Annotated in this window: 25 protein-coding genes; 19 read left to right on the top strand and 6 right to left on the bottom strand. The window is 69.6% G+C overall.

All coding sequences use genetic code 11. The features are described 5' to 3' along the window. Window positions 1–51 precede the first annotated feature (51 nt). Entirely contained in the window at window positions 52–870 is an 819-nt protein-coding gene (locus J7357_RS14005) for an HDOD domain-containing protein (protein WP_017907477.1), read from the bottom strand. Window positions 871–1,027: 157 nt separating this feature from the next. Continuing rightward, entirely contained in the window at window positions 1,028–1,501 is a 474-nt protein-coding gene (locus tag J7357_RS14000; RefSeq protein WP_209247351.1) for a DUF1456 family protein, read from the bottom strand. 142 nt (window positions 1,502–1,643) lie between these two features. Here J7357_RS14000 and J7357_RS13995 point away from each other — a divergent pair, with 142 nt between their 5' ends. From J7357_RS13995 to glpK, 4 genes are all read left to right on the top strand, one after another. Further along, the gene (locus J7357_RS13995; protein WP_343237416.1) at window positions 1,644–2,504 is read left to right on the top strand and encodes a DeoR family transcriptional regulator; all 861 of its coding nucleotides are present in this window, start codon (window positions 1,644–1,646) and stop codon (window positions 2,502–2,504) included. 290 nt (window positions 2,505–2,794) lie between these two features. Beyond that, window positions 2,795–4,309, top strand: coding sequence for a glycerol-3-phosphate dehydrogenase (glpD, locus tag J7357_RS13990; RefSeq protein ID WP_209247347.1), 1,515 nt, complete (start codon window positions 2,795–2,797; stop codon window positions 4,307–4,309). Between the two features lie 160 nt (window positions 4,310–4,469). Continuing rightward, a complete protein-coding gene (locus J7357_RS13985) occupies window positions 4,470–5,291 on the top strand; it encodes an MIP/aquaporin family protein (RefSeq protein WP_017916383.1) in 822 nt (273 codons plus the stop codon). A gap of 103 nt (window positions 5,292–5,394) precedes the next feature. Further along, window positions 5,395–6,894: a glycerol kinase GlpK gene (gene glpK, locus J7357_RS13980; protein WP_209247345.1), complete on the top strand. Its 1,500-nt coding sequence runs from the start codon at window positions 5,395–5,397 to the stop codon at window positions 6,892–6,894. A 154-nt stretch (window positions 6,895–7,048) separates the two neighbouring features. Here glpK and J7357_RS13975 read toward each other — a convergent pair whose 3' ends face one another. Next, a complete protein-coding gene (locus J7357_RS13975; RefSeq protein WP_209247343.1) occupies window positions 7,049–7,267 on the bottom strand; it encodes a hypothetical protein in 219 nt (72 codons plus the stop codon). Between the two features lie 166 nt (window positions 7,268–7,433). Here J7357_RS13975 and J7357_RS13970 point away from each other — a divergent pair, with 166 nt between their 5' ends. The 7 genes from J7357_RS13970 to J7357_RS13940 all read left to right on the top strand — a co-directional run bounded on the left by J7357_RS13970 (window position 7,434) and on the right by J7357_RS13940 (window position 14,183). Further along, window positions 7,434–8,171, top strand: a complete 738-nt coding sequence (locus J7357_RS13970) for an HAD-IA family hydrolase (RefSeq protein ID WP_209247341.1) — start codon at window positions 7,434–7,436, stop codon at window positions 8,169–8,171. After that, window positions 8,168–8,416 carry a hypothetical protein gene (locus J7357_RS21375; RefSeq protein ID WP_244667530.1) on the top strand — a complete coding sequence of 83 codons (249 nt, stop codon included), beginning with the start codon at window positions 8,168–8,170 and terminating at the stop codon, window positions 8,414–8,416. The genes J7357_RS13970 and J7357_RS21375 overlap by 4 nt, the downstream gene beginning before the upstream one ends. Window positions 8,417–9,030: 614 nt before the next feature. Next, window positions 9,031–10,065 (top strand): aldo/keto reductase, encoded by a 1,035-nt coding sequence (locus J7357_RS13960; RefSeq protein ID WP_209247339.1) that lies wholly within the window; start codon window positions 9,031–9,033, stop codon window positions 10,063–10,065. After that, a complete protein-coding gene (locus J7357_RS13955) occupies window positions 10,062–10,943 on the top strand; it encodes an amidohydrolase family protein (RefSeq protein WP_209247337.1) in 882 nt (293 codons plus the stop codon). Before J7357_RS13960 ends, J7357_RS13955 begins: the two co-directional genes overlap by 4 nt. A 31-nt stretch (window positions 10,944–10,974) precedes the next feature. Further along, window positions 10,975–11,721: an SDR family oxidoreductase gene (locus tag J7357_RS13950; protein ID WP_010342411.1), complete on the top strand. Its 747-nt coding sequence runs from the start codon at window positions 10,975–10,977 to the stop codon at window positions 11,719–11,721. A gap of 33 nt (window positions 11,722–11,754) precedes the next feature. Further along, complete coding sequence (locus J7357_RS13945) at window positions 11,755–12,612, top strand: fumarylacetoacetate hydrolase family protein (protein WP_209247335.1); 858 nt, start codon at window positions 11,755–11,757, stop codon at window positions 12,610–12,612. Window positions 12,613–12,863: 251 nt separating this feature from the next. Beyond that, a complete protein-coding gene (locus tag J7357_RS13940; RefSeq protein ID WP_209247333.1) occupies window positions 12,864–14,183 on the top strand; it encodes an L-fuconate dehydratase in 1,320 nt (439 codons plus the stop codon). Window positions 14,184–14,379: 196 nt separating this feature from the next. On the opposite strand, the gene J7357_RS13935 is transcribed toward J7357_RS13940, so the two are convergent. Both J7357_RS13935 and fucP read right to left on the bottom strand, forming a co-directional pair. Further along, on the bottom strand, window positions 14,380–14,754 hold the full coding sequence (locus J7357_RS13935) for an L-rhamnose mutarotase (RefSeq protein ID WP_209247331.1): 375 nt from the start codon (window positions 14,752–14,754) through the stop codon (window positions 14,380–14,382). Between the two features lie 3 nt (window positions 14,755–14,757). Beyond that, window positions 14,758–16,065 (bottom strand): L-fucose:H+ symporter permease, encoded by a 1,308-nt coding sequence (gene fucP / locus J7357_RS13930; RefSeq protein WP_209247329.1) that lies wholly within the window; start codon window positions 16,063–16,065, stop codon window positions 14,758–14,760. 211 nt (window positions 16,066–16,276) lie between these two features. Between fucP and J7357_RS13925 the strand changes: the two genes are divergently transcribed. From J7357_RS13925 to J7357_RS13900, 6 genes are all read left to right on the top strand, one after another. Further along, window positions 16,277–17,029, top strand: coding sequence for an IclR family transcriptional regulator (locus J7357_RS13925; protein ID WP_209247327.1), 753 nt, complete (start codon window positions 16,277–16,279; stop codon window positions 17,027–17,029). 157 nt (window positions 17,030–17,186) lie between these two features. Beyond that, window positions 17,187–17,618, top strand: a complete 432-nt coding sequence (locus J7357_RS13920; RefSeq protein ID WP_209247326.1) for a hypothetical protein — start codon at window positions 17,187–17,189, stop codon at window positions 17,616–17,618. A 682-nt stretch (window positions 17,619–18,300) separates the two neighbouring features. Continuing rightward, entirely contained in the window at window positions 18,301–18,600 is a 300-nt protein-coding gene (locus J7357_RS13915; RefSeq protein ID WP_209247324.1) for a hypothetical protein, read from the top strand. 396 nt (window positions 18,601–18,996) lie between these two features. Then, on the top strand, window positions 18,997–19,557 hold the full coding sequence (locus tag J7357_RS13910; protein WP_209247473.1) for a TlpA disulfide reductase family protein: 561 nt from the start codon (window positions 18,997–18,999) through the stop codon (window positions 19,555–19,557). A 3-nt stretch (window positions 19,558–19,560) separates the two neighbouring features. After that, window positions 19,561–19,776, top strand: a complete 216-nt coding sequence (locus J7357_RS13905) for a hypothetical protein (protein WP_209247322.1) — start codon at window positions 19,561–19,563, stop codon at window positions 19,774–19,776. 245 nt (window positions 19,777–20,021) lie between these two features. Continuing rightward, the gene (locus tag J7357_RS13900) at window positions 20,022–20,624 is read left to right on the top strand and encodes a DUF4142 domain-containing protein (protein ID WP_209247320.1); all 603 of its coding nucleotides are present in this window, start codon (window positions 20,022–20,024) and stop codon (window positions 20,622–20,624) included. A 196-nt stretch (window positions 20,625–20,820) separates the two neighbouring features. Here J7357_RS13900 and J7357_RS13895 read toward each other — a convergent pair whose 3' ends face one another. Then, window positions 20,821–21,891 carry a pirin family protein gene (locus J7357_RS13895; RefSeq protein WP_209247318.1) on the bottom strand — a complete coding sequence of 357 codons (1,071 nt, stop codon included), beginning with the start codon at window positions 21,889–21,891 and terminating at the stop codon, window positions 20,821–20,823. 352 nt (window positions 21,892–22,243) lie between these two features. Between J7357_RS13895 and J7357_RS13890 the strand changes: the two genes are divergently transcribed. Both J7357_RS13890 and J7357_RS13885 read left to right on the top strand, forming a co-directional pair. Next, window positions 22,244–22,759: a sigma-70 family RNA polymerase sigma factor gene (locus J7357_RS13890; protein WP_010342400.1), complete on the top strand. Its 516-nt coding sequence runs from the start codon at window positions 22,244–22,246 to the stop codon at window positions 22,757–22,759. After that, a partial coding sequence (locus J7357_RS13885) for a FecR/PupR family sigma factor regulator (protein WP_209247316.1) occupies window positions 22,752–23,122 on the top strand: 371 nt, incomplete at its 3' end. The genes J7357_RS13890 and J7357_RS13885, both read left to right, overlap by 8 nt.

Below are 23,122 nucleotides of genomic sequence, written 5' to 3'. Positions count from 1 at the left end.
AAGCGGGGAAGGTACCGACCCCGCGCTACCGCCGCGTCCCGGCGGCTTGCCTTACTTCAACATCTCGGTAAACGCGCGATCGGCCTCGATCACGTCCGGCAGCGCGGCGAACAGCGCGTCCAGATCCACGTCGTCCAGCAGCGGGCCGGTCACCGCCTGCCGCGCCTGGTCGTTGGCGCCGCCGTGGCGCTCCAGCGCGTCGGCGACCAGCGCGGCCTGGGCGACGACCTTGGGCATCGGCTCGCCTTCCGGCGCCTGCAGCGGCCGCGCCTGGAAGGCGATGGCGGTCTGGATCACCTGCGGCAGATGCCAGCGCCGCGCCAGCTCGGCGCCCACTTCCGGGTAGCCGAAGCCCAGTTGCACGGTCTCGTCGGCGGCGCGGCCGCTGGAGGAGGCGTCAGGGTGCAGTTGCGCGGCGTAGTCGGGCGCGCCGGTCTGGATCAGCAGTTCGCCGATGTTGTGCATCATGCCGCAGGTGAACGCGGTCTCCGCGTCCAGGCCCTTCTGCCGCGCCAGCAGCCGGCACACGCCGGCCACTTCGAAGCTGTGCAGCCAGAACGCGCGCAGGTCGAAATGCGCCGGCGCATGGAACGCGCCGGTCACCGAGGAGGCCAGCACCAGGGTACGCAAGGTGTTGAAGCCCAGGCGCAGCGCCGCGTCTTCCACCGTGGTGGAGTCGCGCGCGCCGCGGAAGCGCGCCGAATTGGCCAGCCGCAGCACCTTGGCCGCGATCACCGGGTCCCGCTCGATGTTGCGCGCCACCGCGTCCAGGCTGGTGCCCGGTGCATCGAACTGCAGGATCAGGTCCTGCGCCACCTGGGGAATGGTCGGCAGGGTGTGCAACTGGTCGAACAGCGCCTCTAGCTTCATGGGGACCCTCGGAACGGAACGGGAGGCGGGCAGGGCCGGCAGCCGGCCACGCCGCCACGGTGGCGGAATGCGCGCATCCTACCGATTCGCGATGGCCGGCGTGTGGAAAACCGGTCCCGCGGCGACGGCCGCGCCCTGGCGCAGCGGAGGACGCGGCTCAGCCGGCGCCGCGCACGCGCAGGGTCAGGCCCTTGAGGAAGTTGCGCAGCAACTGGTCGCCGCAGAGGCGGAAATTCTTGTGTTCCGGCTGCCGGAACAGCGCCGACAGTTCCGGCTTGGACACCGGGAAACCGGCGGCGTCGAAGATCTGGTGCATGTCCACGTCCTTGAGCTGGAACGCCACGCGCAGCTTCTTCAGCACCACGTTGTTGGTGATGCGCGCCTCCACCGGGCGCGGCGGCAGGCTCTCGTCGCGGCCGCGGTAGTGGAACACCAGCCCGTCCAGCACATGCGCCAGCACCGCGTCGCTGCATTCGACGAAGCCCTCTTCGTCCTCCTTCTTCAGCCACGCCGGGATCTGCGTCTTGTCGATCGCGAATGCGGGATCGGCGAGGTGTGCCAGATCGACGATCTTCTGGTCGCTCAGGTCGAGCATGTAGCGGATGGAGCGCAGGATGTCGTTGTTGAGCATGATCGGTGCAGGAGTGCCGGCAGGCCCGGCGAGGGGCGCTAGTCTAGGCGCTGGCTCGCATCGGCGCGTAGACCGCGCAGGCCCAGCCCATGGCTGCGGTTCACCGAGGGTGTGTATGCGGCGCGGTTGCATCCGCGGGCGCATGCGCCATCATCGGCGCATGGACCATTCGATTCCCAAGCCGAACGCAGTCTCTGCGCTCAATCCGCGCCAGGAGCAACTGGTGGCGCTGGTGCGCCAGCAGGGCTATGCCGAGGTGGAAGGGCTGGCGGCGCGTTTCGAGGTGACGCCGCAGACCATCCGCCGCGACCTGACCCTGCTGTGCGAGGCCGGCGTGCTGCGCCGCTACCACGGCGGGGTGAGCCTGCCGTCGAGCGTGGAGAACCTGGCCTACGCGGCGCGCAAGTCGCTGCAGGCGCAGGAGAAGCGGCGCATCGCCACGCTGCTGGCGCAGCACATTCCCGACGACGCCTCGTTGTTCATCAACATCGGCACCACCAACGAGGATGTGGCGCGCGCGCTGATGGGCCACAGCGGCCTGCGCGTGATCACCAACAACCTCAATGTCGCGGTGATGATGAGCGCCAACCCCAGCTTCGAGGTGATGGTGGCCGGCGGGCGCGTGCGCGGCCGCGACCAGGGCGTCACCGGCGAGGCCACCATCGAGCTGATCCGCCAGTTCAAGGTGGATTTCGGCGTGATCGGCATTTCCGGCATCGATCCGGACGGCACCCTGCTGGATTTCGACTTCCACGAGGTGCGGGTGGCGCAGGCGATCATCGAGCACTCGCGGCAGGTGTTCCTGGCCGCCGACCACAGCAAGCTCGGCCGCAACGCCATGGTCCGGCTGGGGCCGATCGGGCGGGTGCACGCCTGGTTCACCGACCGCGCGCCGCCGGCCGAGCTGGCCGCGGTGCTGGATGCGGCCGGCACCCGCGTGTTCGTCGCCGAGGGCGATGCGGCCGACCAGGGCGCGCCGGCGCTGGACGCGGCTGCGGACTGAGCGAGGCCGGTCCTGCCGCCGCCGGGGTAGCACACAGGGCGTGTGTTCGGATTGTTTCGTTAATGTTGCGTGATGTGGCGCGATCATCGCGCCGCAGCGGCCTTGCGCGCCCGCCCGACTGTCTCTGAGCTAAGCCGCTGGCCGGTTACGGCCGATTTCCAGGATGCCGGCGACGCCACGCTGCAGTGCAGCGTGATATGTTCGGAAATGTTCGTTTACGATCTTTTCGTCCTCAGTCCTGAGCCCGGTGAGCGTGCCGGCGCCGGGACACGACACTTCCGGAGTCGGCTATGCGTGAGACCTATGATGTGCTGGTGGTCGGTGGCGGCATCAACGGCGTGGGCATCGCCCGCGACGCGGTGGGCCGCGGGTTGTCGGTGTGCCTGTGCGAGCGCGACGACCTGGCCGCGCATACCTCCAGCGCCAGCACCAAGCTGATCCACGGCGGCCTGCGCTACCTGGAGCAGTACGAGTTCGCCCTGGTCGGCAAGGCCCTGGCCGAGCGCGAGGTGCTGCTGCGGCTGGCCCCGCACATCATCTGGCCGCTGCGTTTCCTGCTGCCGCACCAGCCGCATCTGCGCCCGGCGTGGATGATCCGCACCGGCCTGTTCCTGTACGACCACCTCGGCCGCGGCCGCCGCACCCTGCCGGGGTCGCGGCGCCTTGCGCTGCGCACGCACCCGGTGGGCGCGCCGCTGCGCGAGGAGTTCCGCACCGGCTTCGTCTATTCCGATGCCTGGGTGCAGGACGCGCGGCTGGTGGTGCTCAATGCGATGGACGCCGCGCAGCGCGGCGCGCGCATCCTCACCCGCACCCGCTGTGTCGGCGCGCGCCGCGTCGACGGCCTGTGGCAGGTCCAGTTGCAGCACGCCGACGGCCGTCGCGAGGAACTGCGCGCGCGGTCCTTGGTCAATGCCGCCGGGCCATGGGCGGTGCAGTTCCTGGATGAGGTGGCGCACGTCGGCCACGACCACGCGCTGCGCCTGGTCAAGGGCAGCCACATCGTGGTGCCGCGGCTGTTCGAGCACGACCACGCCTACATCTTCCAGCAGCCGGACCGGCGCATCGTCTTCGCCATTCCCTACGAGCAGGACTACACCCTGATCGGCACCACCGATGTCGACTACCGCGCCGACCCGGCCGCGCCGCGCATCGACGGCGAGGAGACGCGCTATCTGTGCGAAGCGGCCAACCGCTACTTCCGCAAGCAGATCGCCCCGGACGACGTGGTGTGGAGCTACAGCGGCGTGCGCCCGCTGCTCGACGACGAGGAGGACAACGCCGCCGAGGTCACCCGCGACTACCTGCTGGAACTGGACGCGCGCGACGGCGCGGCCCTGCTCAACGTGTTCGGCGGCAAGCTCACCACCTACCGCAAGCTCGCCGAGGAGGCGGTGGACCGGCTGACCGCGCATGCCGGGCGCAAGGCGCCGGCCTGGACCGCGCACGGTGCGCCGCTGCCCGGCGGCGAGCGCAACGACATCGCCGCGCTGGCGCGCGAGCTGCGCGCGGCACGGCCGTGGCTGCCCGAGGCCACCGCGCAGCGGCTGGCGCGCAACTACGGCACCCGCGCGGACACGTTGCTGGGCGATGCTGCCGCGCTGCAGGACCTGGGTCAGCACTTCGGCGCCGACCTGTACCAGGCCGAGGTCGACTACCTGCGCCAGCACGAATGGGTGGTGGAGGCCGAGGACCTGCTGTGGCGGCGCAGCAAGCTCGGCCTGCGGGTGGATGCCGCCGGCCGCCAGCGCCTGGTCGCCTACCTGCAACAGGCGCCGGCCACGCTGGCCGCGGCACCGGCTTGATCGAAACGCTGCGGCCGGCCCGGTTCGGGCCGCGGCGGCGCGTGCACAATCGCGCTGCGCCCGGCCCCCGCCGTGGCGCACGAATCTGGACGCAACCGTGGAGGGTGGCAGGCATGGGTGGATCGACAGCGGCAACGACGGCAGGCCGGGAGGCAGGGGCATGAGCCGGCAACTGGTGGGCGAACTGATTTCCGAGGCGATCGCGATGCTGATCATCATCGCCTTCGGCTGCTCGGTGGCGTGCATGTACGTGCTCTACGATCCCAGCCCGTACCAGCATGCCTACTGGGGCGTGTGCATCGCCTGGGGCCTGGCGGTGACCATCGCCATCTATGTCACCGGCTCGGTGTCCGGCACCCACGCCAATCCGGCGGTGACCCTGGCGCTGGCGCTGTATCGCGGTTTTCCCTGGCCCAAGGTGCTGCCTTATTGGGTGGCCCAGGTGATCGGCGCGTTCCTCGGCGCGTGGATCGTCTACCTGCTGTTCGCGCCGGTGATCGACCACTACAACCAGGCCCAGCATCTCACCCGCGCCGGTGGCGGCGCGGCCGGGGTGTTCTTCACCGCGCCGGGCCTGGCGATCACGCCGATGCACGCGCTGCGCGACCAGGTGATCCTGACCGCGTTCCTGATCTTCGGCATCTTCGCCATCACCGAGCGCTACAACGAGGCCGCGCCCACCGCCAACTCCGGTGCGCTGATCATCGGCCTGCTGGTGGCCACCATCGGCGCCTCGATGGGCTATCTGGAAGCCTGGGCGATCAATCCGGCGCGCGACTTCGGCCCGCGCCTGTTCGCCTATGTCGCCGGCTGGGGCTCCTCGGCGCTGCCGTCGGCCGACAATTACTGGTGGATCCCGATCGTCGGCCCGCTGATCGGTGGCGTGATCGGTGGCGCCGCCTACCAGTGGCTGATCTATCCGTTCCTGCCGGCGCGGGTGAAAGCGCTGGAGGAAGAGCAGGCCGCCGCGCGCCGCGGCTAGCGCGCCGACAGCGCGTTCGTTTCCGCGCGCGGCGTGCGCGCCTCCCTAATTCCCCGTTGGCGCCGTGCCCGTGCGCGCGGCGTGCATCCCGCAGGAGTCTCCGATGGAAAAGCAGTTCATCCTGGCCATCGACCAGGGCACCACCAGTTCGCGCGCGATCCTGTTCGACCGCCATGGCCGCATCGTCGGCATGGCCCAGCGCGAGTTCTCGCAGATCTTCCCGCAGCCGGGCTGGGTCGAGCACAACCCGCGCGAGATCATGACCAGCGTCTACACCACGATCACCGAACTGCTCAACAACCACCAGGTGGACGCCAGCGCGATCGCCGGCATCGGCATCACCAACCAGCGCGAGACCGCGGTGGTGTGGGACCGCGCCACCGGCCAGCCGATCTACAACGCCATCGTCTGGCAGTCGCGGCAGACCAAGGACATCTGCGACCAGCTCAAGGCCGACGGCCACGAGGACATGGTGCGGGCCAAGACCGGCCTGCTGATCGATGCGTACTTTTCCGGCACCAAGGTCAAGTGGATCCTCGACCACGTGGACGGTGCTCGCGAACGCGCGCAGCGCGGCGAACTGGCCTTCGGCACCATCGACAGCTGGCTGATCTGGAACCTCACCGGCGGCAAGGTCCACGTCACCGACTACACCAATGCCTCGCGCACGCTGCTGTACAACATCCACGAACTGCGCTGGGACGAGGAACTGCTGCAACTGCTCGATATCCCCGCCTCGATGCTGCCGGAGGTGCGCTCGTCCAGCGAGATCTACGGCAACACCCAGGGCCAGTATTTCTACGGCCACGCGGTGCCGATCGCGGGTATCGCCGGCGACCAGCAGGCCGCACTGTTCGGCCAGGCCTGCTTCGAGCCGGGCATGGCCAAGAACACCTACGGTACGGGCTGTTTCATGCTGATGAACACCGGCGAGAAGGCGGTGGCCTCGAAGAACGGCCTGCTCACCACCATCGCCTGGGGCGTGGACGGCAAGGTCGAGTACGCGCTGGAAGGCGCGATCTTCGTCGCCGGCTCGGTGGTGCAGTGGCTGCGCGACGGCCTGCGCATGCTCGGCAAGGCCAGCGACTCGCAGGCCTACGCCGAGCGTGCCGGCGACAACGACGGCGTGTACTTCGTGCCGGCCTTTGTCGGCCTGGGCGCGCCGTACTGGCGCAGCGACATCCGTGGCGCGGTGTTCGGCCTGACCCGCGGCACGACCAAGGAACATTTCATCCGCGCCGCGATCGAGTCGATGGCCTACCAGACGCGCGACGTACTGACCGCGATGCAGGTCGATTCTGGCATCGAACTGAAGGAACTGCGCGCCGACGGCGGCGCCATCGCCAACGACTTCATGGCGCAGTTCCAGAGCGACATCCTGGACGTGCCGGTGCTGCGACCGGAGGTAGCCGAGACCACCGCACTTGGCGCGGCCTACCTGGCGGGCCTGGCCACCGGGTTCTGGAAGAACCGTGCGGAGATTGCGCAGCAGTGGGCGGTGGACCGCCGCTTCGAGCCGGACATGCCGGCCGAGCGCCGCGAGGCGCTGTATGCCGGCTGGCAGCAGGCGGTGGAGGCGACGATGGGCTTCCGGATTCGTTGAGGCGGCCAACACACGTAGGAGCGGTTTCAACCGCGACCGGGCGTTCCTGGGAAGGCCTGGTCGCGGCTGAAGCCGCTCCTACGACGGTGGAGTCTTTTGCGGCGACGGGCGTGCCCGCGACGACCGCTCGCAGTGCAGTCCGTCCGGCGATGGTTCAGACGTACTGCGTCGGCCCGTGCGGGCCCGGCACCGGGGCGTCGACGCCGCCGACCGGGTCCTGGATCGGCGGGATGGTCGGGTCGATCGGCTGGTCGGGGATCGGGTCGATCGGGCGATCCGGGGTCGGATCCACGCCCGGGTTCGGGACCTGGCCCGGCACCTCGTTCGGTGGCTGCTGCGGATCCTGGCCGGGATTGGGGGATTGCATGTGCATGAGCGTCTCCGTGCGATGAGGGTCCAGCGTGCGCGCCACGGCAGCGCGTGCGGGTGAAGCGCACGCCAAGGCAGGATGAAAGGCCGACCGATCCGTGCGCCATGTCGCCGCGACCGGCTCGCCCAACGCTGGCGCCGACTCCAACGCTCCGGCATGCTGGCGCCGCATGCGCCATTACGACCTGGTCATCTTCGATTTCGACGGCACCCTGGCCGACTCGTTTCCCTGGTTCCTGGCGACCATCAACGGCGTCGCCGACGAGTTCGGCTTCCGCCGCTTCGACGTGGCGCGGCTGGACGAGATCCGCAGCCTGAGCGCCCGCGAGCTGATGGCGCGCAGCGGCCTGCGCTGGTGGCGGGTGCCGGCGGTGGCGCAACGCATGCGCACGCTCATGAGCGCGCAGATCGAGCGCATCGCGCTGTTCGACGGCGTCGCCGAGTTGCTCGCGCAACTGGCGCAGGCCGGTGTGCAGCTGGCCCTGGTCACGTCCAACAGCCACGCCAACATTGCGCGCGTGCTCGGCCCGGCGCTGCTCGCGCAGTTCCGCGACGTGCGCTGCGGCGCGGCGGTACTGGGCAAGCGCCGCAAGCTGCGCGCCAGCCTGCGCGCCTGCGGCGTTCCCGCCGCGCGGGCGCTGTGCGTGGGCGACGAGATCCGCGATGCCGAGGCCGCGCGCCAGGCCGGCATCGCGTTTGCCGGCGTCGCCTGGGGCTACACCTTGCCGGCCGCCTTGCAGCCGCACACGCCGCTGCCGTTGCTGCAGCGGCCGGACGCGCTGCGGGCGCTGGTGCTGGGTACCGGTGCCTGCGCGCAGGCGCGTCTGCCGCGGGCAGGCGCGCGCGGCGCATGCGCGGCCGTGGGCGGCGACGCATTACGTGGCTTCCCTACGCGATCAGTGCGGTGATTGCGATCGTCTTCCTGGGCAGCGCCGCCCTGTCGATCGGCGCGCTGCATCGCATGGGGCGCAGCCAGGTGACGGACCTGCTGGAGACTTCGTTCCGCGAGCAGGCGTTTCCGGGCGAGCACGGGCTGTTGCGTGGCAGCGACCTGACCGTGGTCAAGCGATCCAAGCAGACCATCGAGGGCAGCTACGGCCATGTGTATTCGATCGCACCGGGTGCTGCGCTGCAGACCGCCGATGCGTTCTGATACTGCGTCGGGCCGGGACCGAGCTGGTTCCTGGCCATTCCGGTGGTGACGTCGGGCTTTGGCAAGGCGCAGGTGCGCTGGATCGTGCGGCCGATGACCGATGACCGATGACCGATGACCGAGGGGCGCATGCGCGTGGCGCTGCAGTTCGACCGCAAGGCGACCCGCCTGGCCTTCGGCACGCGGCCGGCTGCGCGCTGAGTCCGCCGACCCGAGCGAAGCAGCCAGGCGCGCACGGCGCGAAGGGACCCGTCGGTCGCATCCTCGCGCCGTCCCTTTGTCCTCGGCGTGCCCGGTGGCATGCGCCATGACCGACGCCGCGGAATCCAGAGGCGCATCGAGTGCCATCTGGCGGACGTCGGCCCCGCCATGCGCCTTCTGGCTCGGCTGGGCGCCGAGCGGAATTGCTGCGCTGCAGGTTGATTGTTCACTTGTGATTGCTATATTCATATGCGAACAGTCGCCGTGCCATCGCCATCCCGGGCGTGCATGCTGCGGCCTTCCTTCATCGCGCCCGACCCCGGGCAGAGGCGTGCCATGCGTGACCCCAGCAACTTCCGTCCCTCGCGCGTCCGTGGGCGCTGCGCTGTGGCCGTCGCTCCGGGCGTGCGCGCATGGCGCTGAGCGCTGTCGCCGCCGCCCCCCCCCTGGCGCCGCGCGCGCTGGGCCGCAGTGGCGTGCAGTTATCCACCCTGGGCTTCGGCGCGGCGCCGATCGGCAATCTGTACGCCGAGGTGGACGATGCGGTGGCGCTGGCCGCGGTGGCCGATGCCTATGCCGCCGGCATCCGCCATTTCGACACCGCGCCGTACTACGGCTACGGGCTGAGCGAGCAACGCCTGGGGCAGGGCCTGCGCGGTCTGCCGCGCGCCAGCTACACGCTCTCGACCAAGGTCGGCCGCTGTGTCTACGACGATGCCGCGGCCGCGCCGGGGCGCGATGGCTTCGCCGTGGCCGGGCGCCGCGCCGAGTTCGACTACAGCCGCGATGGCGTGCTGCGTGCGTTCGAGTCCAGCCTGCAGCGGCTCGGTACCGATCACGTCGATGTGCTGCTGCTGCACGACATCGGCCGCCTGACCCATGGCGAGCGCCATCCGGCGATGCTGCGGCAGGCGCTGGACGAGGCCTTGCCGACGATGGCCGCGCTGAAGGCGCAGGGCGCGTGCCGGGCGATCGGCATCGGCGTCAACGAGGAAGACGTGGCGGTGGAACTGATGCCGCTGTTCCCGCTCGACTGCGTGATGCTGGCCGGTCGCTACACCCTGCTCGAGCAGCACGCCGCGCAGCGGATCATGGCGCAGGCGCTGCAGCGGCAGGTCGGCATCCTGGTGGCCGGGCCGTACAGTTCCGGCCTGCTGAGCGACGCGCGCGGCCCGGGCGAGACCTACAACTACGCGCCGGTGGATGCGGCCACGCTGCAGCACGCGCAGCGCCTGTTCGCGGCCTGTGCGGCGCACGGCGTGGACGTGGGCGCGGCGGCGCTGCAGTTCCCGCTGGCGCATCCGGCGGTGAGCGCGGTGGTCGCCGGCATGCGCACGCCGGCGGAAGTGGCCAGCGCCGCCACGCGCCTGCGCGCGGCGATTCCCGCAGCGCTGTGGCAACAGCTGCGCGACGACGACCTGCTGCGCGCGCCGGTGCCGACGCCGTGACCATCGTCGACGCCCATGTGCATTTCTGGCGCCTGGCGCGTGGCGACTATGCCTGGCTGACCCCGGAGCTGGGCGTGCTGTACCGCGACTACCTGCCCGAGCACCTGGCCGCGACGCTCGACGCGCAGGGCGTGACCGCGCTGGTGGCGGTGCAGGCGGCGCAGAGCGAGGCGGAAACCCGCTATCTGCTGCAGTTGGCGCGGGCCGAGCCGCGCATCGTCGGCGTGGTCGGCTGGGTGGATTTCGACGCCGCCGACGTTGCTGCGCGCATCGCCGCGCTGTGCGCCGACGGCGCCGGCCTGCTCAAGGGGCTGCGGCCGATGGTGCAGGATCTGGCCGATCCGCAGTGGCTGGCGCGGCCGCAGCTGGATGCGGCGTTCGACGCGCTGCTGCAGCACGACCTGGCCTTCGACGCGCTGGTGCGTCCGCTGCACCTGCCGGCGCTGCTGGCACGGCTGCAACGCCATCCGCAGTTGCGCGTGGTGCTGGACCACGCCGCCAAGCCGTCCATCGGCGGGGCCGACTTCCGGGCCTGGGCCGATGGCCTGGCGCAACTGGCGCAGCACCCCAACGTGGTGTGCAAGCTGTCCGGCCTGCTCACCGAACTGCCGGCCGATGCCGCCATCGACACTCCGCTGCTGGCGCCCTACGTGGCGCACCTGTTCGCCTGCTTCGGCGCGCAGCGGCTGCTGTGGGGCAGCGACTGGCCGGTGCTGACCCAGCGTGCCGACTACGCCGCGTGGATGGCGCTGGCGCAGGCCTGGGTCGCGCAGCACGCCGTCGATGACACCGAGGCAGTGTTCGCTGGCACTGCGCGGCGCGTCTATCGCCTGTCCGATCCGATTGCTTCCTCCCCCACCTGGAGTCCTGCCCCATGACCACGTTCGCGTCCGTTTCCGGGAGCCGCGCATGAGCGGCCGTCTGCAAGGCAAGCGCTGCCTGATCACCGCCGCCGGTGCCGGCATCGGCCGCGAGAGCGCACTGGCCTGCGCGCGCGAAGGTGCGCAGGTGCTGGCCACCGACATCGACGCCGCCGCGCTGCAGGCGCTGGCCGCCGAATCCGACGGCATCGTCACGCAGACGCTGGACGTCACCGATCCCGCCGCGATCCAGGCGCTGGTGGCGGCGCAGCCGACCTTCGACGTGCTGTTCAACTGCGCCGGCTACGTGCACCAGGGCAGCATCCTCGACTGCGACGCGTCGGCCTGGAAGCGTTCGTTCGCAATCAACGTCGATGCGATGTACTACCTGTGCCAGGCGGTGCTGCCGGGCATGCTCGCGCAGGGCCGCGGCAGCATCGTCAACATGTCCTCGGTGGCGTCCAGCATCAAGGGCGTGCCCAACCGCTTCGCCTACGGCGTGACCAAGGCGGCGGTGATCGGCCTGAGCAAGGCCATCGCCGCCGACTACGTGGCCAAGGGCATCCGCTGCAACGCGATCTGTCCCGGCACGATCAAGACGCCGTCGCTGGGCGAGCGGGTCAAGGCGCTGGGCGGCGACGAGCAGGCGGTGTGGAAGAGCTTCACCGACCGCCAGCCGATGGGCCGCCTGGGCGACCCGCGCGAGATCGCGCAACTGGTGGTGTACCTGGCCTCGGACGACTCCTCGTTCACCACCGGCCAGACCCACATCATCGATGGCGGCTGGTCGAACTGACCGCGCCTTCCCCTTCCCGATAGAGGATTTCCCATGAAACTGCTGCGTTACGGCGACCCCGGCCACGAACGCCCGGCCCTGCTCGATGCCGACGGCCACCTGCGCGATCTCTCGGCGGTGATCGACGACGTCGCCGGCGAGCATCTCACCGCCGCCGGCCTGGCCCGGCTGCGCGCGCTCGACCCGGCCACGCTGCCGCAGGTGGACGGCGAGGTGCGCTACGGCGCCGCCGTCGGCCGCGTCGGCAAGTTCATCTGCGTCGGCTTGAACTATGCCGACCACGCTGCCGAATCGGGCATGGCGGTGCCGGAGATGCCGGTGCTGTTCATGAAGGCCACCAGCGCGATCAGCGGCCCCAACGACACCGTGACCATCCCGCGCGGTTCGCTCAAGACCGACTGGGAAGTGGAACTGGGCGTGGTGATCGGCGATACCGCGCGTGACGTGTCGGTGGACGAGGCGCTGGCGCACGTCGCCGGCTATGCGGTGATCAACGACCTGTCCGAGCGCGCGTTCCAGCTCGAGCACGGCGGGCAGTGGGTGAAGGGCAAGAGCTGCGACGGCTTCGGCCCGATCGGCCCGTGGCTGGTCACCGCCGACGAGGTGCCGGATCCGCAGAACCTGTCGATGTGGCTGGAGGTCAACGGCCACCGCTACCAGAATGGCAGCACCCGCACGATGGTGTTCGGCGTGGCCGAGCTGGTCAGCCACATCAGCCGCTACATGACGCTGTTGCCGGGCGACGTGATCAGCACCGGCACGCCGCCGGGCGTGGGCCTGGGGCAGAAGCCGCAGGTGTACCTGAAGCCGGGCGACGTGATGCGGCTGGGCATCGAAGGCCTGGGCGAGCAACGCCAGGACGTGGTCGCGCATCCGCGCGACGCGGCCTGAAGCCCCTCTCCCTCCGGGAGAGGGGTTGGGGTGAGGGTCCGGGGCGAAGCCACCTCGCCATTTATCCCAGTGCGGCTTTCGCTCGCGCTTGAGCGATACCGCGACGTGCTCTGACTTCGTTCTTGTTTTGCAGGGTCGGTGACATCACTGCACTCCCGCACCCTCACCCCAACCCCTCTCCCGGGGGGAGAGGGGCTGCTCCATCGTTGTTTTCGACCGTTCCTCTTTCCGCCTCACCGACCAGGATCCCCATGAGCAAAATCGTCGCGCTCGAGACCTTCGACGTCCGTTTCCCCACCTCGCGCGAACTGGACGGTTCCGATGCGATGAATCCGGATCCGGACTATTCGGCCGCCTATCTGCGCCTGCGCACCGACGCCGACGACGGCCTGGCCGGCTACGGCCTGGCGTTCACCATCGGCCGCGGCAACGACGTGCAGAGCGCGGCGGTGGCGGCGCTGGCGCATCACGTGGTCGGCCGCGACGTGGAGACCGTGATCGGCGACCTGGGCGAGTTCGCGCGCAGCCTCACCGACGACTCGCAGCTGCGCTGGCTGGGCCCGGAGAAGGGCGTGATGCACATGGCCATCGGCGCCGTGGTCAACGCCGCCTGGGACATGGCCGCGCGTCGCGCCGGCAAGCCGCTGTGGCGCTTCATCGCCGAGCTGTCGCCGGAGCAACTGGTGGCCGCGATCGACTTCCGCTACCTCAGCGACGCGCTGACCCCGGACGAGGCGCTGGCCATGTTGCGTGACGCCGAACCGCTGCGCGCCGAGCGCATCCAGACGCTGCTGGAACATGGCTATCCGGCCTACACCACCTCGCCCGGCTGGCTCGGCTATTCCGACGAGAAGCTGGTGCGCCTGGCCAAGGAAGCGGTGGCCGACGGCTTCCGCACCATCAAGCTCAAGGTCGGCGCCAACGTGGAGGACGACATCCGCCGCTGCCGCCTGGCGCGCGCGGCGATCGGCCCGGACATCGCCATGGCGGTGGACGCCAACCAGCGCTGGGACGTGGGCCCGGCGATCGCCTGGATGCGCCAGTTGGCCGAATTCGATATCGCCTGGATCGAGGAGCCGACCAGCCCCGACGACGTGCTCGGCCACGCCGCGATCCGCCGCGGCATCGCCCCGGTGCCGGTGTCCACCGGCGAGCACACCCAGAACCGGGTGGTGTTCAAGCAGTTGCTGCAGGCCGGCGCGGTGGACCTGATCCAGATCGACGCCGCGCGCGTGGGCGGCGTCAACGAGAACCTGGCGATCCTGCTGCTGGCGGCCAAGTTCGGCGTGCGCGTGTTCCCGCATGCCGGCGGCGTGGGCCTGTGCGAACTGGTGCAGCACCTGGCGATGGCCGATTTCGTCGCCATCACCGGCAAGATGGAAGACCGCGCGATCGAATTCGTCGATCACCTGCACCAGCACTTCGTCGATCCGGTGCGGATCGTCCACGGTCGCTATCTGGCGCCGACCACGCCGGGCTTCTCGGCCGAGATGCACGCCGCCTCGGTCACCCAGTTCCTGTATCCGGACGGCCCGTTCTGGAGCGCGGATCTGGCGGCGCAGGGCGGCTGAGGTTCGCCGCGTAGGTGCGTTTCCGCTGACGGAAGCGCACCGGCGGCGTTGAAGCGGTCGCGGCTGAAGCCGCTCCTACGAGAGCGCCAGTGGCACCGGATCGCTTTCCGTAGGAGCGGCTTCAGCCGCGACAAGCGAAGCGGCACTCCAACCGCTTGCACCAGCGGTCAAGACCGACATCCCGCTCGCAACCGTCTCAGCCCGCGCCCTTGCGCTCCTGCGCGGCCAGCGCCGCCTGCAACGAAAAGATCTGCAGCGCCTCGCGCCATTTCTCGCCGGGCGCCGAGCCGGGCAGCGGCTTCTGGAAGCGCCACATCAATTCCTCCCACGCCTGCACGCGCGGATCGGCGGCGTCGGCGGCGGCCTTGGCTGCGGGCGAATAGTCCTCGTCCACCTCCATCAGCATCACCAGGCGGTCGCCGCAGCGGTGGATATCCAGCTCGCGGATGCCGGCGGCGCGCAGCGAGGCGACGATCTCCGGCCACACGGTGTCGGGACGGTGCCAGCGTTCGTATTCGGCGATCAGCGCCGGATCGTCGTGCAGGTCCAGCAGGTAGCAATGACGCGGCATGGCTCAGGCTCCGCGGGTAGAGGGCAAGGACGCCGCGTCGCGGTGTGCCGCGTGCAGCGCGAAGCCGAGGATCACCGCGAAGCCGACGGCGGGCACCGCCAGCGCCCAATGGATGCCGGCATGGTCGGACACCGCGCCCATCACCGCGGTCAGCGCGGCGCCGCCGATGATCGCCATGACGATCAGCGACGCGCCCAGCTTGCGCGCGTCGTCGTCCAGTCCGTCCAGGCCCAGGGCGAAGATGGTCGGGAACATCACCGACATGAACAGGCTGCTGGCGACCAGCGCATACAGGCCGATCCAGCCCGGCAGCGCCACCGCCACCGCGCACAGCAGCAGGTTGAGCAGGGCGAACACGCCCAGCAGCAGCGACGGCGTCAGGAAACGCAGCAGCGCGGTGCCGATGAAGCGGCCGGCCATGAACAGCACCAGCGACAGGGTGAGGAAATCGGCGGCGGTCTTCTCCGGGGTGCCGGGCACGCCGTCCTGCAGGTAGCGGATCAGGTAGCTCCAGATGCCGACCTGCGCGCCGACATAGAAGAACTGCGCGATCACCGCGAACACGAAGCGGCCATTGCGCCGCAGCTGGCCGAAGCCGCCGGCGCGCGCGCCCTCGCCATCGGCGCGGGTGGCCGGAAAGCGGGTCAGCCCGATCAGCAGCGCCCACAGCAGCACCACCGCGCCGATGATCAGGTACGGCGTCTGCACCGCCAGCGACTCGGTGGCGAAGAACGCCTCGCGCGCGGCCGGCGCCATCGCCGCCAGTTCCTGCGGGGTGTGCTCCACGCCGGAGAGGATGAAGTGCTGGCCGACCAGGATGCCGGTGATCGAACCCAGCGGATTGAACGCCTGCGCCAGGTTCAGCCGCCGCGCTGCGCCCTCGGCCGGGCCGAGCACGGTCACCAGCGGGTTGGCGGTGGTTTCCAAAAAGGCCAGGCCGCTGGCGATGACGAACAGCGCCAGCAGGAACAGCCAGTAGGTGTGCACCTGCGCGGCGGGGTAGAACAGGAACGCGCCGACCGCGTACAGCAGCAGGCCCAGCACCACCGCGGCCTTGTAGCTGTAGCGGCGCATGAACATCGCCGCCGGGATCGCGAACACGAAGTAGCCCAGGTAGAACGCGCTCTGTACCAGCCCGGCCTGCAGGTCGCTCAGCTCGAAGGCCTTCTTGAACTGCTTGATCAGGATGTCGTTGAGGTTGTTCGCCATGCCCCAGAGGAAGAACAGGCTGACGATCAGGACCAACGGCGCAAGCGCGGTCCGGGTGAGACTGGCGGACGCCGGTGTGGCGGATTCGCTGCTGTAGTGCATTGCCGCCTACCCCTCCCAAGGTGTGCCGCGTCGCGTTCGGATTGTCGGCGGAGCGTACTGCGCCGGCGAGTGCCATGCAAATATAAAATTTGAGTTCATATGTGCATGAGGCGATCGGCGCCGATCCCTGCAGCGCAGGCCGCCATGGTGCGGCCCGGCGCGGCGTCCCTGTACCCTAGTCCTCTTCACCTGCTGCCGGGCCCTCGACGGAATGACCACCCCCTTGCCCAAGTACCGCGCGCCCGCCCTGGACAAGGGGCTGGACATCCTGGAGCTGCTGGCGCGCGACGGGCGGCCGATGAGCATGGGCGAGATCTCGCAGGGCATTGGCCGCTCGCGCGGCGAGATCTTCCGCATGCTGCAGGTGCTGGAAGAGCGCGGCTACCTGACCCGCACCGCGGGCGAGGGCGGCTACACGCTGACCAACCGCCTGTTCATGCTCGGCATGCAGCAACCTCGGGTGCAGAACGTCACCGAAGTGGCGCTGCCGGTGATGCGCGCGCTGGCCGATGCGATCCGCCAGCCCTGCCACCTGGTGGCGCCGTCGGACGACCAGATCGTGGTCATCGCGCAGATGGACGTGCCCAGCGACCTCGGCCTGGTGGTGCGCCCCGGCCACCGCCGCCCGTTCGCGCACTCCACCTCGGGCCTGGTGCTGTTCGCGTTCCAGCCGGCCGATGCGCAGGCGCAATTGCTGCAGCGCCTGGACGCCAGCGAGGTGGCGTACGACCGCGCCGCGTTCCTGGCCGCGGCGCAGGACGTGCACGCGCTGGGCTACAGCATCCACCCCAGCGAGGCGGTGGTCGGGGTGGTCGACCTTACCGCGCCGATCCTGCAGCACGGCATCGCCCGCTACACCCTGACCGTGCCCTTCATCGAACGCCGCCCGCAACCCATCGACGCACAGGCGGCGATGCGCGCGGTGTGCGATGCCGCGGCGCAGATCAGTGCGGCGCTGGCGTAGGCGCGGTGACCACCATCTGCCGGTGTGCCGTGGCGCGTCTCTTCCTGCAGCGCGTGCGTTCGCGCCCCGTGTCGCGTGCGGACAATGGCCCGCGCGCCCGGCGGATGCAGGTTTCGCTGTGCAGAGGTGGTGGTAGTCGGGTGACCGAGGGCGGGTGATGGCGAACGCGGTCTTCTATCTGTTCGCCGCGACAGTGGCGCTGGTGACGGTCAGCCTCTATCGGTACAACAGGCGCCGCATGGACCTCCTGCTGATGGAGTCCTTCCGCCAGCTGTCCTTCAGCAGCGATGGCGTCGTCCTGCGCGGCGCGGACCTGGAGGTGGTGAAGAAGGCGCAGCAGTTCATCCGCACGAACGAGAGTTTTTTGCTCTTGCCGGATAGCCCGGTCGTTCACCAGGGCGATGCGTTCTGGTATTGCCGCGGCCCTGGCGGGCGCTGGTTCGTGGCGATTCCCTCGGTGGTGTCGCGTGGTGGCGAACAGGAGGTGAGTTGGGTCGTGCGCCCACTCACCGAGCAGCGCATGCGTGCCGCCCTGCAGTTCGATCGCAAGGCCTGCCGGCGTGCGTTCGGCGAACCAGACGTATCCTGAGCATCATGAAAAACCGCGCGGCGGGTCGAAGACCGATGCGATGCCGCGGTCCAGATCAGCGCGGTGTTGGCGTAAACATCGCGCGCTTGGCGATTCCGGGGCTGGGGATGCCCTGATGGCGTGTACGAGAAGCGAGCGGGGATAGTCCGCGCGATCGCGATCCGTGGCATGCTCAACGCCCGGTGACGGTGCTGGGGGGCACGGTCCATGCGGTACCACCTCCTGGCATTGATGTAGAGGAGCGTTGGGGCAGGCAATGACGTGGTTGTTGCCTGGCAATTCATTCAAGCCGAAGCCGCTTCGCGGCTCGGCGCAATTCTGGTGTCAGGCATCAGTGACAGTTCTTGCGCCAATGTGGTTTCCAGTCGCGTATGCCGCGGTTGCTGGCTATGTGATGTGGGAGCGCCGCCGAGACTTCGCTCGCAGTCCGAAGAAGGCGCATCGCTACGGCCTACTGCCTTGGTCCTACAAGGCAGGCTGTTGGTTAGGGGTCATTCCGCTCTGCGTCTCCGGAGCATGCGTGCATCCTGCGCTTTTTCTGCTTGGGCTTGTCGGCATGTTTCTCTTGGAGGCCGCGTGCGTGCGCTGGTATCGGCGAAATGGGCTTTGGTAGCGTGAGGTCCGATAATTCGTCCAGGCCAAAGCCGCTTCGTGGCTCTGCTCAATTCAAACGGTAGGGCGCATGTTCAAGTTCAACCCAATCCCGAAGTTCGGTTTGCTGGGCCTGGTCCTGCCGTTTGCCTATCTCCTCGCCATTTCATGGCAAGATCGCGCCAAGGATTTTTACCTTACGGGCGAGGAAATGTACTGGCCCGAGAAGCTCTTCGTGCTGATGTGTGTTGCACCAGTGATCGCTACCTGGTTTCTTGGCATTTATCGAGCATATCTTGCTGGTAGCTGGCGTTGGTTCTTAGGCTGCTTCATCTGCTGGCCGCTCTCTTTTGTCTACACCTTGTTGGTAAATCGGGGCGAATCCCCCTGATCAGGCAATCAAGTTGACGTGCCTACGGCACGCGGCTGATTCCGGCATTCGACCGCCTGGCCCGTCTGTGGATATGCAGCGCTGGGCGGAAGTCCTGACCGACGTACCAACACCGGTGCGTCGACCACGCGAAGCATCTCGCGTGCGGCTGTTCTCGCGCCGTGTGCGGCGAGCACACTGCAAGGTCAGTGCATGCATGCGGCCGCGCTGCATGCCCACATATGCGCCACACCGCTGGAATGTGCGCCCACGGTGCACGTGACTCGCTCCCCAGCCTGATCACGCAGTCGCTGTACGTGCGCGCAAAGCGTTGACCTGTGCGCCACCGCTGCGCAGCCTGCAGGGAACACGGCGACACAGGCACACGGCATGGCACGGCGGTTTCCCTGGAGTTGGTTGGCGTTGCTGGCGGCCTGCGCGCTGGTGCTGGTACTGGCCTGGCAGAACCGCGGCCTGCGCGAGGAACGGCGCTGGTTCGTCACCCGCACCACCGAGCCGTATCCGGGCATGTATGTGCCGCGCATCGATGTCGCTGCGGTCGATGGCACGCCATTGACGCTCGGCGTGCCGTCCGCCGAGCGCCAGGTGCTGTTCTTCTTCACCACCACCTGCCCGTACTGCAAGCGCTCGGCGCCGCAGATCGTGCAGGCGGCGCAGCGGCTGGCCGCGCAGCAGCCGCGCGTGCAGGTGCTGGGCGTGTGCCAGTGCAGTCCCGCGCAGGCGCAGCGCTACGCCGCCGAGCACGGTTTTACGTTTCCGGTGACCACGTTGACCGATCGCCGCGCGGTGATGCTGTTCCGCGCGCGCAACGTGCCGACGCTGCTTGCCCTGGACCGCGAGGGACGCGTGCGCTATGCGCGCGTCGGCGTCTTCGATACCACGGAGCGGATGCAGGACCTGATGGCCGCAGTGCGCAGCACGGAGGCGCCACCGGCCTTGGCAACCATCGAGGAGTAAGCCATGAAACAGCGTTGGACAGCGTTACGCAACGGGATGCTTGCGGCCGTATTCCTGGCCAGCATGGGCTTCGGCGCCGTACAGGCGACCGGCGGCGACGGCATCGAGAAGGAGGCGGCCTGCAGCGCCTGGGCCTGCCAGCAGGAGTGCGCGCCGTTCGGCGGCGAGTTGGGGCCGGGCGGACCAGGAAAGCCGTTGGTCTGCTACTGCTGCGGTTGAGCAGCGCCGGAGCCGGCCGCGCCAGGCCGGCTCCGGGAACGGGGATGCGATGGCGGCGATCACCGATCACCGATCACCAATCGCAGTGAGCGTACGCCGCAGTGCGATTCCGTCATCACCCCGGCCAACCTGCACGGCACGTCTGGTACGCGATCGCGCCCCGCGTCGCCGCCAGCCGCCGACGGTTCACGCGGGTTTGCGCGGGCACTGGGCATGGTGGAGCGCAGACCAACCAGGAGCGCTTCATGACCTCACCTCTTCACCCCGTCCGCCTGTCCCTGTTTGTAGCGCTGACTACCGTGGCATTGAGCGGCTGCGGCAAGCCCGGCGACCAGGCTTCGCGCACCGCACCGGCCACCTCGCCTGAGCCCACCGCCGCACCGGTCGGTGGCGAAAGCGGGCGTGCGCCGATCGGCGGCGACGCCTCGGCCAAGGCGATGCTGCAGGTGCTGGAGGGCAACGTGGTGGCGCTGTCGAAGCAGGCGCTGTCGCGCAACGTCAGCAAGACCGTGGCCGACTTCGCCCGCGAGACCATCGCCGTGCACCACGACGCCGACCCGGCCACGGCCGGCAAGGGCGGCCCCGGCGATGCGGAGAAGATCGACGCGCAGGTGGCCAAGGGGCGCGCGCAGTTGCAGGCGCTGGGCGACGAGAAGGACGACTCCGCCTACATGAACGCCTACGCCGCGGCGGTGGTGCGGCAGTATTCCGATGCGCTGTCGGTGATCGATGCCGAACTGGTGCCGGCGGCCAAGCAAGACGCCACCCGCCAGGAACTGCAGCAGGCGCGCAAGCGCATCGCCGAGCAACTGGAGCGCGCGCAGGCGCTGGCCTCGGCGCGCTACTGAGCACCTAGCCCCTCTCCCGTTGGGGCGACAGGGTGGGCCTGCGCGCCACTGGCGCGCGTACCCTGGAGCGTCCGCGCCGCAAGCGTGGGCCGGGGCGCGGAGCGGGGGTTGGGGTGAGGGGACGGCGCGAAGCGACTCGCAGAGTCGGGGTGCACGAGGCTGGGAACGCGGCGTCCTCTCGAATCGGTGACACGCCCTAGCCGTCGGCGGCGACCGCGCGCGACGCCGGCCGCTCCTCGCGTCCATCCGGATGGCGCGCGAAGCGGGTCGGGTCGCTGCCGTGCACCGGCGCCTCGTCCTGCCACGGCCAGCCGCCGAACTGGGTGCGGCGATAGTCGGCCATGGCCTGGGCGATCTCGGCCTGGGTGTTCATCACGAACGGACCGTGTTGGGCCACCGGCTCGGCGATCGGTCGGCCTTGCAGCACCAGGAACTCGCTCGCCTCGCCGTCGCCATTGACCAACTCGACCGCCTGATCGGCGCGCAACTCGATCGCCGCGTGGCGGGTCACCGGGCGCCCGCCCACCGTCACCGCTGCGCCCTTGAAGAAGTACAGGCTGCGGCGCGTGCCGCGGCCTTGTGCGGCGGGCAGGGTCCAGCGTGCGCCGGGTGCCATGCGGATCGTCCAGATGGCCACATCGGCATCGTCCTGCGCGGCCCACGAATCCGGTGGTGGCGCGAGCGGGCCGCCGGCGCTGCCGGGCGCGGCGTCGACCGGGCCGATGCGGCCGGCCACGCAGGCCACCTCGGTGGTGCGGCCGGCGTCGTCGGTGGCCGTGAAGCGCGGCAGGTCTTCCGACCAGAACATGGTGAAGTGCGGCGCGGCCAGCTTGTTGCGCGCCGGCAGGTTGAGCCAGATCTGGAACAGTTCCAGCGGGTTGGGCGCCGCCGTGTCCAGCAGCGGAAACATCTCCGAATGGACGATGCCCGCGCCGGCCGTCACCCATTGCACGTCGCCGGCGCCGAAGCGCGCCGCCGCACCGAGCGAGTCGGCATGGTCGATCAGGCCCTTGCGCACGATGGTCACGGTCTCGAAGCCGCGGTGCGGATGACCGGGAAAGCCGGGAATCTCCTCGCCGTGATACATGCTCCAGCCGTCCTTGCGGCTGAAGTCCTGGCCGATGGCGCGGCCGTGCAGGGGCGCCGCCGGGCCCATCGCGCCGTTGCCGGCGGGGTAGGCATCGTCGTGGTAGACGCAGAACAGGAACGGGTCGATCGTGTCCCAAGGGAAGCCAAGCGGCTTGATCTGGACGATGGGGTCGGTCATGGAGAGATCCTTCGTGCGAACGCCGCCTGAGGTTGGACGCGGCAACCTTCACGATATGGGGCGACGCCGATGGAACGGAAGGCCGCTCCGAAGGACATCCTGTCCTGCACGGGAAACGCTGGGATGCGCGGCCGCCGCTCGCATGGCGCGGGCGCAGGCGCGGTGACCGGCCGCGTTGCATGCCCCGATCGCGCGAACCCGGCAGTCAGCGGTGAACTGAATGCTCGCCGGGGCGCAACCGCTCCTCTGCGCCCGCACCACCCGTGCGTCATCGGACTGTCATCGCCGAGGACCAGCATCGCAGCCTTTCCGAATCGCCGGCCGCCGATGGCGCCGGCACTGCGAGTGGCTGGTGCGTTCCGAACCCCTGCCGGCGTTGTCGCGGCTGTTCCTGCAATGGCGGCCGTCGCTGAGCCGCTATTTCCGCAAGCGCCGCGCCGCGGCCTGGGATACCGACGACCTGCTGCAGGAAGTGTGGCTGCGGCTGCAGCGCAGCGAGGCGCACGCGCCGGAGATCGCCAACCCCGAAGCCTACCTGTTCACCATCGCCGCCAACCTGATGCGCGAGCACGCGCTGCTGCACCAGCGCAACAGCCAGCGCGACACCTGCCTGGACGATGTACTGGAGCGGCTGGCGGTGCCCTGCGAAGCCGATGCGCAGGTGCATCGCGCGCAGCGCCGGCAGCGCCTGGCCGAACTGATGGCGCGGCTGCCGCCGAAGTGCCGCGCGGCGATGACGCTGCGCTACCGCGACGAACTGGGCTACCAGGAGATCGCCGAGCAACTGCAGATCTCCAGCCACATGGTCAAGAAATACATCATCAAGGGCCTGGCGGTGTGCCGGCAGGGCATGGCGCGCTATGCGTGAGGATCCGCAGCGCGTCGCCGAGGCGGCCGCGGACTGGTACCTGGCGCAGCGCGAGACCGCGCTGCCGCCGGCGCGGCAGGCCGAGTTCCTGGCCTGGCTGCGGCACTCGCCGGGGCACGTGGCCGCCTATTTCGACATCGCGCGGATGCACGGCGACCTGCCGTCCGCGGCGCAGGCGCAGCAGGCCAGCAGTGCGCAGTTGCGCGCGCATGCCTTGCGCAGCGGGGCAGTGGTGGTGCCGTTGCGCCCGGATGTGGACACGCCGACGTCGGTGCCCAACCCGCGTCGCGCCCTGCCACGGCACCGGCGCTGGCCGCTGGCGGCGGCCGCCGCGCTCGCGCTGGCCGCCGCGGGCGTGGCGCT

The sequence above is a fragment of the Xanthomonas sp. D-109 genome (assembly GCF_017746095.1).
Taxonomy (GTDB): domain Bacteria; phylum Pseudomonadota; class Gammaproteobacteria; order Xanthomonadales; family Xanthomonadaceae; genus Xanthomonas_A; species Xanthomonas_A sacchari.
The sequence above is the reverse complement of the archived record's forward strand: the minus strand, read 5'-3'. Positions and strand labels throughout refer to the sequence as shown.